This window comes from uncultured Roseobacter sp. (genome assembly GCF_947495275.1).
Lineage (GTDB): Bacteria > Pseudomonadota > Alphaproteobacteria > Rhodobacterales > Rhodobacteraceae > Roseobacter.
Window position 1 is genome coordinate 568,210 of the sequence record NZ_CANLYL010000001.1, and the last position, 10,768, is coordinate 578,977.

11 protein-coding genes are annotated in these 10,768 nt (G+C 58.8%); 5 read left to right on the top strand and 6 right to left on the bottom strand.

The genetic code is table 11. The features are described from left to right. Positions 1-129 precede the first annotated feature (129 nt). Positions 130-585, top strand: coding sequence for an Lrp/AsnC family transcriptional regulator (locus Q0802_RS02770; RefSeq protein ID WP_298913575.1), 456 nt, complete (start codon positions 130-132; stop codon positions 583-585). 25 nt (positions 586-610) lie between these two features. After that, the gene (locus tag Q0802_RS02775; RefSeq protein ID WP_298913196.1) at positions 611-2,485 is read left to right on the top strand and encodes a cation:proton antiporter; all 1,875 of its coding nucleotides are present in this window, start codon (positions 611-613) and stop codon (positions 2,483-2,485) included. A 47-nt stretch (positions 2,486-2,532) separates the two neighbouring features. On the opposite strand, the gene cobT is transcribed toward Q0802_RS02775, so the two are convergent. Next, positions 2,533-3,546 carry a nicotinate-nucleotide--dimethylbenzimidazole phosphoribosyltransferase gene (gene cobT / locus Q0802_RS02780; protein WP_298913199.1) on the bottom strand — a complete coding sequence of 338 codons (1,014 nt, stop codon included), beginning with the start codon at positions 3,544-3,546 and terminating at the stop codon, positions 2,533-2,535. Positions 3,547-3,628: 82 nt separating this feature from the next. Here cobT and cobS point away from each other — a divergent pair, with 82 nt between their 5' ends. Continuing rightward, a complete protein-coding gene (cobS, locus tag Q0802_RS02785) occupies positions 3,629-4,390 on the top strand; it encodes an adenosylcobinamide-GDP ribazoletransferase (protein ID WP_298913202.1) in 762 nt (253 codons plus the stop codon). A gap of 50 nt (positions 4,391-4,440) precedes the next feature. Here cobS and Q0802_RS02790 read toward each other — a convergent pair whose 3' ends face one another. From Q0802_RS02790 to Q0802_RS02810, 5 genes are all read right to left on the bottom strand, one after another. Then, positions 4,441-4,953 carry a CarD family transcriptional regulator gene (locus Q0802_RS02790; protein ID WP_298913205.1) on the bottom strand — a complete coding sequence of 171 codons (513 nt, stop codon included), beginning with the start codon at positions 4,951-4,953 and terminating at the stop codon, positions 4,441-4,443. Positions 4,954-5,245: 292 nt separating this feature from the next. Continuing rightward, positions 5,246-5,584, bottom strand: a complete 339-nt coding sequence (gene fdxA / locus Q0802_RS02795; RefSeq protein ID WP_298913208.1) for a ferredoxin FdxA — start codon at positions 5,582-5,584, stop codon at positions 5,246-5,248. 52 nt (positions 5,585-5,636) lie between these two features. After that, positions 5,637-6,014, bottom strand: coding sequence for an RNA-binding S4 domain-containing protein (locus Q0802_RS02800; RefSeq protein WP_298913211.1), 378 nt, complete (start codon positions 6,012-6,014; stop codon positions 5,637-5,639). Next, the gene (locus Q0802_RS02805; RefSeq protein ID WP_298913214.1) at positions 6,015-8,870 is read right to left on the bottom strand and encodes a helicase-related protein; all 2,856 of its coding nucleotides are present in this window, start codon (positions 8,868-8,870) and stop codon (positions 6,015-6,017) included. It lies immediately after the preceding gene. A 24-nt stretch (positions 8,871-8,894) separates the two neighbouring features. Further along, the gene (locus Q0802_RS02810; protein WP_298913217.1) at positions 8,895-9,452 is read right to left on the bottom strand and encodes a tetratricopeptide repeat protein; all 558 of its coding nucleotides are present in this window, start codon (positions 9,450-9,452) and stop codon (positions 8,895-8,897) included. Between the two features lie 74 nt (positions 9,453-9,526). Between Q0802_RS02810 and Q0802_RS02815 the strand changes: the two genes are divergently transcribed. After that, positions 9,527-9,817 (top strand): SCP2 sterol-binding domain-containing protein, encoded by a 291-nt coding sequence (locus tag Q0802_RS02815; protein WP_298913220.1) that lies wholly within the window; start codon positions 9,527-9,529, stop codon positions 9,815-9,817. Further along, positions 9,817-10,764 (top strand): alpha/beta hydrolase, encoded by a 948-nt coding sequence (locus Q0802_RS02820; RefSeq protein WP_298913223.1) that lies wholly within the window; start codon positions 9,817-9,819, stop codon positions 10,762-10,764. Before Q0802_RS02815 ends, Q0802_RS02820 begins: the two co-directional genes overlap by 1 nt. The last annotated feature ends 4 nt before the right edge of the window (positions 10,765-10,768 follow it).

Consider the following 10,768-nt stretch of genomic DNA (forward strand, 5'->3'; position numbering starts at 1 on the left):
GATATGTCGCGCAATTTGAGGCACCATACCGCTAATTCTGCGCGAATTCCGCGCAAAGAGCCCGTGAGTTCTGGTAATTTGCGCGGAATTCGCGCACCATCAGCCAAAATACTGGAAAAGGCACGCATGATGTTGGACGCCGTGGACACCCGCCTGTTGTCAGCGCTTCAAAAGAACGCCCATCTGACCGCGCAACAACTGGGGGAGATGTTGCACCTTTCCCCGAGTCAGGCAGGACGCCGTCGTCAGCGGCTCGAAAGCGACGGATACATTCAGGCCTACGTCGCACGTCTTGATCCGGGCCATCTTGGGTTACATGTGCAAGGCTTTGTGCAGGTCCACCTGGGCACACATGGGCCTGATCACTCCACAAGTTTCGCGCGGCTGGTCAATACACGCCCAGAGATCACCAGTGCATGGACAATGACCGGTGATGCAGATTATCTATTGAGGGTCTACTGTGCTGATTTGCCCGCCTTAAATGCATTGATACACGACGTACTCCTGCCCCATCCCGCCGTGGCCCGTGTTCACAGCCAAATCGTGATGGATCAACTCAAGACCGACGGGCCTTTGCCAACCTGACGCCCCTAAAGGAGACCGCGCCGACATGGAAAGCTTCCTTTTCCAAGCCTCTATTTACCTTGCTGCCGCCGTAATCGCAGTACCCATCGCGGCGCGGCTGGGTCTGGGCTCCGTGCTTGGGTATTTGGCTGCCGGGATCATGATCGGCCCGGTGTTGGGGCTTGTCGGCGCGGAAACCGAAGACCTGCAACACTTTGCAGAATTCGGCGTGGTCATGATGCTGTTCCTGATCGGTCTGGAGCTGGAACCCCGCGCGCTTTGGGATATGCGTCACCGGTTGATCGGGCTAGGCGGCCTGCAGGTTGGGCTGAGCACACTTGCAATCATGGTCATCGCGATGGCCTATCACCAGCCTTGGGGGGTGGCGCTTGCCATTGGTCTGACCCTTTCGCTGAGCTCTACCGCGATCGTTCTGCAAACCCTGTCGGAAAAAGGGTTGATGCAGACCAGCGGTGGCCGGTCGGTCTTTTCGGTCCTGCTGACCCAAGACATTGCCGTGATTCCAATCCTTGCCTTCCTGCCTTTGCTGGTTGCTGCCATGCCCGCGCATATGGCCTCGGATGGCTCGATCCTGCGTGCCGGAGAAAAGGCGCATGGCTCAGGTCATCACAGCCTGTCGCTTGTGGAAGGGTTGCCCGGCTGGGGCGTGACGCTGGTCACCATCGCCGCCATCGGTGCCGTCGTGCTGGCGGGCGTGTTTCTGACCCGGCCGCTCTTTAGATACATCCACTCCGCGCGTCTGCGCGAAATGTACACAGCCCTTGCGCTGCTGATTGTCGTGGGGATTTCATTCCTGATGATGCTTGTGGGGCTCTCACCAGCACTGGGCGCATTTCTGGCGGGCGTCGTCCTTGCAAGCTCGGAATTCCGTCATGAACTGGAAACTGACCTTGAGCCCTTCAAGGGTTTGTTATTAGGACTCTTTTTCATTACGGTCGGGGCCGGGATCAACTTTAACCTGCTGTTTGACAACATGCCTGCGATCATCGCGATGTCGCTGCTGGTGATCATCGTGAAGGGGCTGATCCTCTATTTCCTGGCCCGCGCTTTCAAGCTGAAAGGCAAAGACCAATGGCTCTTTGCGCTGGCTCTGGCGCAGGCTGGCGAGTTCGGCTTCGTGCTGGTGTCATTCTCGGTCGTGCAAGGCGTCATTCCGGTGGATGTGGCGGAAACGCTGCTGTTGGTGATCGCCATGTCGATGCTGATCGCGCCGCTGCTCTTCATGCTCTACGACCTGTTGTCCAAAAGGTCAGCCGACGCCAAAGAGCAGCATCCCGAAGATGAGATCGACATTGAAGGTCCGGTCATCATCGCAGGCATCGGCCGCTTTGGTCAGATCGTCAATCGTCTGGTGCAGGCCAACGGCTTTAACACGGTTGTTCTGGATCATGACATGGAGGTCATCGCGGTAATGCGCCGGTTTGGCTTCAAGGGGTTTCTCGGCGACCCTACCCGCCCGGACATCCTGCGCGCGGCAGGGCTCGAATCCGCACGCGTGCTTGTGGTGGCTCTTGATGATCAGGATGCCGCCATCAAGCTGGTCAAATACGCCCGAAAACTCCGGCCTGATATGCACATCGTGGCGCGCGCGCGTGACCGGACCCACGTTTACCGCCTCTATCAGGCGGGTGCCGACGACATCGTTCGGGAGCTGTTTGACAGTTCTCTGCGCGCAGGCCGCTACGTACTGGAGAACATGGGGCTCAGCGAATATGAAGCCGCCGAGGCAGAGCGGATATTCTATCATCATGATCGCCATTCCGTGCAGGAACTGGCGCAGCTTTGGGACCCGGCAGTGCCCGCCAGCCAGAACCCGGCTTATCTGGCGCGCGCCAAGGAACTGCAAAAAGAGCTGGAGACGGCATTTCTCAGCCGCGACAGCGAAAAAAAACGCGCGTGACGTAAACGCCGCCGCCGTCTGCATAAAACAGACCGCGGCGCTGGTTTTCAGCCTTCCGATACGCCTGCTTCGGCAAATGTCGCCATATCACTCAGACAGGCAACGGCGGCCTTGAGCACCCCCAAGGACAAGGCACCACCCGACGCTTCGCCCAGACGCAACCCCAGGGACAGCAACGGCTTTTTGCCCAAAGCCTCAAGAAGCCGCCCATGCGCGCCTTCCGCACTCAAATGTCCGGCCATGCAATGATCGAGCGCGCCTTTTTCCGTTTTTTCCAGACAGGCCGCCGCAGCACAGCAAATGAACCCGTCAAGCAGGACAGGAATGCGCAGGCTGCGCGCGCGGGCGATGGCCCCGGCCATGCCGGCCAGTTCGCGCCCGCCCAGCCGCCGCAGCATTTCCAGACCGTCCCCCTGACCGCCATGCAGCGCGACACCTTCGCGGACCACACGGATCTTGTTTGAAAGACCTACGTCATCGACACCTGTGCCACGGCCCGTCCAGCTTTCCGGCTCGCCCCCCAGAAGGGCTGTCGCCAGCGCGGCGGCCGGTGTCGTATTGCCGATGCCCATCTCTCCGGTCACCAGCACGTCTGCGCTTTCATCAACGGCCTCCCAGCCCGCCAGCAAGGCCGCGCAAAACTCCTCGTCGTTCATTGCCGGGGCCTTGGTAAAATCTGCGGTCGGCGTTCCCAGCGAGAGAGCATGGACGTCCAGCTTTGCGCCAAAGGTCTTGGCCAGTTGGTTGATTGCCGCGCCTCCATGCTGAAAATTCAGTACCATCTGCTCGGTGACTTCGGGGGGAAATGCAGAAACACCCTGCGCCGCAACGCCGTGGTTCCCGGCAAAAACGATCACCTGGGGTGATGTAATTTCCGGCCTCTCGGTGCCCCGCCATCCCGCATACCACACTGCAAGCTCTTCGAGCTGCCCCAAAGCACCCGGTGGTTTGGTTAACTGGCCATTACGCGCCTGCGCGGCCGAGACAGCAGCAGCGTCATTGTCGGGCTGAGTGGACAAAATCGACCGAAATCCGGCCAGATCGGAAAAAGCTGCTGTCATTTGACTACCTCGGTTGCAACATTCATCGCACCTCATTACCCAATGCTGACCGACCGGCAAGACGCGAAAAGGCCCCTTTTTCATGAAAACCGACAGATTGCCCAAATGGTTGGTCGACCTGCTCCTGGCCGCGACGCTTCTGACACGGCTGCCGCTGCCGCGATTGCCGGATATGTCCTACGCTCGGATGGGCAACGCAGTCTGGACTTATCCCATTGTCGGTGCCGCTCTGGGCGGTCTGGCGGCGCTGTTTGGTCATCTGCTCTTGATGCTGGGGCTGCCCGACAGCTTTGCGGCAGGTGGGCTGCTGGCGATTTTAATATTGATCACGGGTGCTATGCATGAGGATGGTCTCGCCGATAGCGCCGACGGATTTTGGGGTGGGTTTGATTCAAACCGCCGTTTGGAGATCATGAAGGACAGCCATTTGGGCACCTACGGCCTCCTGGCGCTGCTTTTCGTGACCGGTCTTCGGTGGCTGGCCTATGCCTCACTCCTGCCTCTGGGTATTCTGCCGGTCATTGCGGCAACCGCCCTGTCCCGAAGCGCGATGCCCGTGCTGATGGCGGCTCTGCCGAACGCCCGTGACAGCGGGCTTTCCCATAGCGTTGGTCGCCCTGCCATGCCCGTCGCGATCTTGGGATTGGCGCTTGGTTTGTTGATTGCAGGCAGTTGTGTCGGGTTGCCGGTGTTCGCCGCCCTGATCCTGACGCTGGCAGTGGCGATCAGCATCGGGGCACTGGCCAAGGCGAAAATCGGAGGTCAGACAGGTGATGTTCTGGGGGCCACTCAGCAATTGACCGAAGTTTCAATCCTGGCCGTGCTGGTTATCCAGCTGACATAAAAAAAACCGCGCCAGTGTTGGCGCGGTCTTTGTTTTCGATCCGAGGTACCTCAGGCCGCGACGCGGCTTTCCAACACATCCCCGACTTGTTTGGCCGCCGCGAGTTCATCGCCACCACTTACAGCGGCCACTTCACGGGTCAAACGCTCAAGCGCCGCCTCATAGAGTTGGCGTTCGGAATAGCTCTGCTCGCGCTGGTCATCCGTGCGGTGCAGATCACGCACAACTTCCGCAATCGCGATCAGATCACCGGAATTGATCTTTTGCTCATATTCCTGCGCCCTGCGCGACCACATGGCCCGCTTGACCTTGGCCTTCCCCTTCAATGTCTTCATCGCGTGGGTAATGACATCAGGAGAGCTCAGCGCCCGCATCCCGATTTCGGTCGCCTTATGGGTCGGCACCCGCAAAGTCATCTTGTCCTTCTCAAAAGAGATGACAAAGAGTTCCAGCGAAATGCCTGCGACTTCCTGTTCTTCAACCGAGATGATCTGACCCACGCCATGCGCAGGGTAGACAACAAACTCGTTGGGGCGGAAATCAAGCTTCTTCGATTTGGTCATTCAGTGTTCCTTAGAAAACGGCGCTGCCAATCCCGACAATCGACAGTCAAAAACACACCGAGCGGAGACCGTTAGGTCACGCGTCCAAGTGTGAACATGCCGATTTTTCAGAGCCCTCCCCCTTCTGGGGGCGGAGCGATTGCGTCGTCCGTTATTACTTTGCGAAGGTATTATAACACAAAAAGCGACCCTAAAAAAGCTGCCGCAGCGTCATCTGTGGAAAAATCGCGCCGAATAAGGCTGTTAGGCCGCAAAACCAAAGCGTTCCAAGCTCGAATCGGTGGTGACGGACCTAGCCGCCTTCGCCGGGTGTTTCGGAAAAATACTTCTCAAGCTTCCCGGTTTCCCCGTCGCGCTCTTCTGCGTCTGGCAGAGGGTCTTTCTTGGTGATGATCACCGGCCACATTTCGGAATACTTGCGATTGAACTCGACCCACTTTTCCATATCCGGTTCGGTGTCCGGGCGGATCGCATCCGCGGGACATTCCGGTTCACACACGCCGCAATCGATGCATTCGTCTGGGTGAATGACCAGCATGTTTTCACCTTCATAGAAGCAATCCACCGGGCATACTTCGACGCAGTCGGTGTATTTGCAGGCAATGCAGCTGTCGTTCACGATATAGGTCATCGGACCCTCTTTTCGGATTGTGTCAGAGCGCTAGCTAAATCAGCCGCCCGTATCATTCAAGAGAGCGCGCCTTAGAAAGATCAAGCATGCGACGATCACGCTTGGTCGGGCGACCTTTTCCCTCATAGCCCGGGTTTTCAGGAGGCGTGTTCTTTGATTCAGGCTCTGGCGGGGACAAATCCGTATAAAGAGCCTGAGCTTCGGGCGCTGGCCCGCGCCTTTGACCAATGGCATCTATCCGGATCACGCGAACTTGATCGCCCTGCACAAAGGTCAGCACATCCTCGGGCCCGATCATCTGACTGCGTTTTTCTGTACGGCTCCCGTTGACCCTTACCTCCCCCGCAGAAACCCGGGCCGCGGCAAGCGAACGGGTCTTGAAAAACCGCGCATGCCACAACCACTTGTCCAGTCGAAGCTCATCCGCCAACTACTTGTTGTCCTTCAGTCCCATCAAGGCGGCAGCAAAAGGATTGTCCGGATCGATTTTCTTTTCCGGTTTGGGCGGGCGGGCAGAAAACTTCTGTGCGCCTTGGCCCTTGTTACCACGCGGGCCTCCCCGTTTTCCTTTACCGCCAGGTTTGCCCTTGCCTTTGCCCGGCGTGCGATCTTCGCCCGAACGCCTTTGGTGCTGCCCCGCACTACGCGCCGGACGTCCCCAGGTGAAGGTATAGAAAACCTCAATTTCAGGTTCCGCATCCTGCTCTTCAACCGCGTCGCCAGCAGGTATCTGATCTTCTTCAACGGCACTCGCGTCACTTGCCGTCGCAGGCGCCGTTGATGGCTCTTCTGGTGTTTCCTGAGCCGGTATCTCTGCTGGCTTATCTTCGTCGGTGCTGCCCGCATCAGACTCAGGTTTGCCCTCCGTCGGTGCAACGGCTTCTTTGGCAGGATCTGGGGCAACGGCCTTGACCTTCGCGCGTTCACCTTTCTCCGCCTTGTAGCCCAATCCCTGCATCAGATCGGCAAATTGCTCAAGCGTCATGCCGGTGATGGACAACATGTCAGCCGTGGCCTCGAATCCGGCACGGGAGTTTTCACCACGCAACATGTCCGCCAGGCGCTCCAGCATGTCGATGCGTATCGCGCGTTCGCCCGCATTTCGGTAGCCCGCCATCGTGTCTGCGCCAGCCGGTGCCGACGTATCAGACGGAATCGTCACCAAACCGGGCGGCGGCGCTTCGGGAAAATCCTGCACGCCCTGAGCCAGAGACCACAACACCAGCCGCAAGCGCGTTGGTGCCGGTTTCAGCAAAAGCGGCATGAATATCGTGAATTGTCCAAATCGGATACCGTGTTTGCGCAAGGCCCCGCGCGCATCCTGATCCAGCGCCTTCACATCGTCTGCGACGCTCGCGCGCGGCAAGACACCAAGTGCTTCAACCATCTGAAAGGCAAAGCCCCGCGCCAGACCTTCCAGAGTTTCATCGCGGCTCAGGTTCAAAAGCGGCTCAAACAGCGCTGCGATCTTGCGGTCAATGAAATGTTGCAACCGCCGCTGAACCTTTTGTGCCACCTCTGCTCCGGCCACGTCATCGACGAACACCTCAACCTGCGGCTTCAGCGCATCGGCCCCCGCGACCAGTTTGCCGACAGCATCCTTGCCCCACATGAGGCCGCCCTGTTCGGTGAAATCAATCTCGGTGTCGGGCGCATTGTAGAAGCGATCAGCACGCAAATGGAAATGCGGTGCCAGCGCCTGCAGGGCCGCTGTCTTGATCGTCTTTTCTTCGGCGCCGCCGGCACCCTTGTCCTGAGAGAACCGGAAACCTTCCAGCCGTCCCACAAATTCGCCTTCGACGGTTACTTCGCCGGTATTCGATACTTCTGCCACCATGGCTTCCTTCTGGCCGAGCCGGCGCAAGAGCACGGATGTGCGCCGGTCTACGAATCTTTGCGTCAGACGCTCGTGCAGCGCATCCGACAATCGGTCTTCTACAGAACGCGCCTGCTCCCGCCAATGGCTTATCTCACTGGTCCAGCCTTTGCGCTGCGCAACGTAGGTCCATGTGCGGATAAACGCCAATCGCTTGGATAACGCATCAATATCGCCATCGGTTCGATCAATTCTTTTTATCTGGCGCGCCAGCCAATCATCAGGAATGCGGCCACGCTCATGCAAAAATGAAAAGATGGTTTCCAACAGGGACGCGTGTTCGGCATGGCTGATGCCCCGAAAATCCGGGATGCGGCAAACATCCCAGAGCAGCCTGACCGAAGGTCCGTCGGTACAGCGCGCGATGATCTCGGTGACCTGCCCAAGGGATTTCAGCGCCGAAAGGTCGTCTGCTTCCCGCGCGCGCACCAGCAGGTCGTCACCTGGCGACGATTCAAGGGTGCTGATCAGCCGGTCGATAGATCCGAATTGCAGCGCATGATTGCGCCAGTTCAGCTTTTTCAACGGTGTGAACTGGTGGTCCATAATGGCTTGGGCCACACCATCGTCCAGTGGCGGGGCCTCGCCGGTTACGCCAAAAGTGCCATCCTTCATGCCCCGCCCCGCGCGGCCCGCGATCTGAGCCAGCTCATTCGGCGCCAGCGGACGCATGCGGCGTCCGTCAAACTTGGTGAGACTGGAAAAGGCCACATGATCCACATCAAGATTGAGCCCCATGCCGATGGCATCCGTGGCCACCAGAAAATCCACCTCACCGTTCTGATACATCTCCACCTGAGCGTTGCGCGTGCGCGGGCTGAGCGCGCCCATGACAACCGCAGCCCCGCCTTTCTGGCGACGGATCAATTCCGCGATGGCATAGACGTTTTCAACGGAAAACCCGACAATCGCGCTGCGCGGACGCATGCGGCTTATCTTTTTTGGTCCCAGATAGGTCAGCGTCGACATGCGCTCGCGCTGCGCAAACTGAGCGTTTGGAACCAGCGCACGTATCGGTCCGCGCATGGTATCAGCACCCAGAAACAGGGTTTCATGCAACCCGCGCGCGCGCAAAAGCCTGTCTGTGAAGACATGTCCCCGTTCAGGGTCCGCGCAGAGCTGGATTTCATCCACTGCCAGAAAATCACAGCCCATGCCTTCGGGCATCGCCTCAACCGTGCAGACCCAATATTGCGTGCGGGGCGGCACGATGCGTTCCTCGCCGGTCACCAGCGCCACAACGGACGGGCCGCGTGCGGCCACGATCCGGTCGTAGACTTCGCGCGCCAGCAACCGCAGCGGCAACCCGATCACACCAGTGCGGTGTCCCAGCATACGTTCGATTGCGTAGGTGGTTTTGCCTGTATTGGTAGGGCCCAATACGGCCACTACGCGGGGATCACCTGTCACGGCGCTGTCCTTGCCTGTCTGTGGTCAGAGTGTTCGACCGACACCGCTCTGTCTGAGCTGTTCCATCGCGGTTTTCGCGTTCTCGTGATGAGGATGCAAGGCAAGAACGCGATCAAAAGCCTCAGCTGCGCGTTCCAGATCACCAAATTCCTGTAGCATCGCGCCCAGACCGAATATGGCGTTGTAATTGTTCGGGTTCAGCGCAAGGGCGCGCTCCAGATCATCCAGCGCCGGGCCATAAAGCCCCGCCTGATGATAGGCAGTCGCCCGCGCATGCCAGCCTTCAGCGAAATCCGGCGCGTGGTCGGTCAGCGCCGTCAGGTGCTCGATGGCCTTGGACACGTCTTCGGCTTCCAAGGCGTCGCGGCCCCGCTTTAACAACAGATCCATCGCCGCAGATCCTGATCGCCCCCAGATCAGGTTCAATTCCCGGTCCAGCCGCCCTGCTTCACCTGCCGGGGCCGCGCGCAGCTGGTCCAGCAATGCCTGTTCCGTGTCTTGCGCGCGCAACGGCGCAATAAATATGACAAGGAATGCAAATGCCGTAACGACATGTTTGAGAATGCGTGGTTTGATAGCCATAACAGCATTGTATGTAACAGGTGCGACGGGCAATTCCAGACCCCGCGCGCACCACACGGCAAAAGGGCCCAAGAATGAGCGATATTGTGAACCAGGCTGTAGCGGTTTTGAATGAAAAATTGGCCGGCGCCGATTTTGGCGGTACGGCAAAATTTGACATCCAGGGCGAAGGAGCCGTGATGATGGATGCCTCCGGAGCGCGCGCAGGCGATGATGCCGCTGACGTGACCCTGAGTGCGGATGCAGAAACCTTTCAGTCCATTCTCGAAGGCGACACCAATCCGACAAGCGCCTTCATGTCCGGCAAGCTCAGCGTCGACGGAGACATGGGACTTGCGATGCAACTGGCGTCGGCGCTCGCCTGATGGCGCTCACCCCCGCCCCTTTCCTCAGCGAAATTGCATTTGGGGCCGAGGGCGGGGCCGCGCTATGGGTCAAGTCATCCGATGACATCCGCATAAGAATTGGCCATTGGAAGCCTGATAACGCCAAAGGCACGGTTCTGATTTTTCCCGGCCGCACGGAGTTCATCGAGAAATACAATCAGACGGCTGGCGCTTTTGCGAAACGCGGACTGGCCAGCATGGCCATTGACTGGCGCGGTCAGGGCCTCGCGGACCGATTGATCGACAATCGCGATCTCGGCCATGTCGAACACTTCACGGACTACCAGAAAGACGTGGACCGCATGGTTCGTGCCGCGCGCGATCTTGGCATGCCACGGCCGTTTTTCCTGTTGGGGCATTCCATGGGGGGGGCCATAGGGCTGCGCGCCGCCATGGAGGGGTTGCCGGTTCAGGCGCTCGCGTTCACCGGCCCCATGTGGGGTATCCGGCTGGCACCACATCTGCGCCCGATGGCATGGTTTTTGAGCCATCTCATGCCGATGATCGGTCAGGGCCATCGCCTGCCACCTGGCACAAAGATGGAGCATCATATCCTGACGGAAGGATTTGAAGACAACCTATTAACAAAAGACCGCGCGCAATTCGAGCAAATGCGCGTCCAACTCGAACGTCACCCGGAACTGGCCCTCGGCGGACCCAGCTATGTCTGGCTACGCGAGGCTTTGCTTGAAACGCGGCATCTGGCGCATCGGGCGGCACCAAACCTTCCCTGCATCACTTTTCTGGGCACAAATGAGCGGATTGTGGATATTCCGGTGATCCATCGACGTATGGAAGCCTGGAACCGGGGCCATCTGGAACTCGTCGAGAACGGCGAACATGAGGTGTTGATGGAAAGCGAGGCTGTTTCAGCGCCGATCTTTGACCAGATGACCGCGCTCTTTCTCAGCGGTGGGCACGGCTAAAGTC

Bases quoted from the DNA above. Each gene is read 5' to 3' on its own strand.
- Q0802_RS02770 (WP_298913575.1), top strand. From the start codon at position 130: ATGTTGGACGCCGTGGACACCCGCCTGTTGTCAGCGCTTCAAAAGAAC.
- Q0802_RS02775 (WP_298913196.1), top strand. From the start codon at position 611: ATGGAAAGCTTCCTTTTCCAAGCCTCTATTTACCTTGCTGCCGCCGTA.
- cobT (WP_298913199.1), bottom strand. From the start codon at position 3,546: ATGACAGCAGCTTTTTCCGATCTGGCCGGATTTCGGTCGATTTTGTCC.
- cobS (WP_298913202.1), top strand. From the start codon at position 3,629: ATGAAAACCGACAGATTGCCCAAATGGTTGGTCGACCTGCTCCTGGCC.
- Q0802_RS02790 (WP_298913205.1), bottom strand. From the start codon at position 4,953: ATGACCAAATCGAAGAAGCTTGATTTCCGCCCCAACGAGTTTGTTGTC.
- fdxA (WP_298913208.1), bottom strand. From the start codon at position 5,584: ATGACCTATATCGTGAACGACAGCTGCATTGCCTGCAAATACACCGAC.
- Q0802_RS02810 (WP_298913217.1), bottom strand. From the start codon at position 9,452: ATGGCTATCAAACCACGCATTCTCAAACATGTCGTTACGGCATTTGCA.
- Q0802_RS02815 (WP_298913220.1), top strand. From the start codon at position 9,527: ATGAGCGATATTGTGAACCAGGCTGTAGCGGTTTTGAATGAAAAATTG.
- Q0802_RS02820 (WP_298913223.1), top strand. From the start codon at position 9,817: ATGGCGCTCACCCCCGCCCCTTTCCTCAGCGAAATTGCATTTGGGGCC.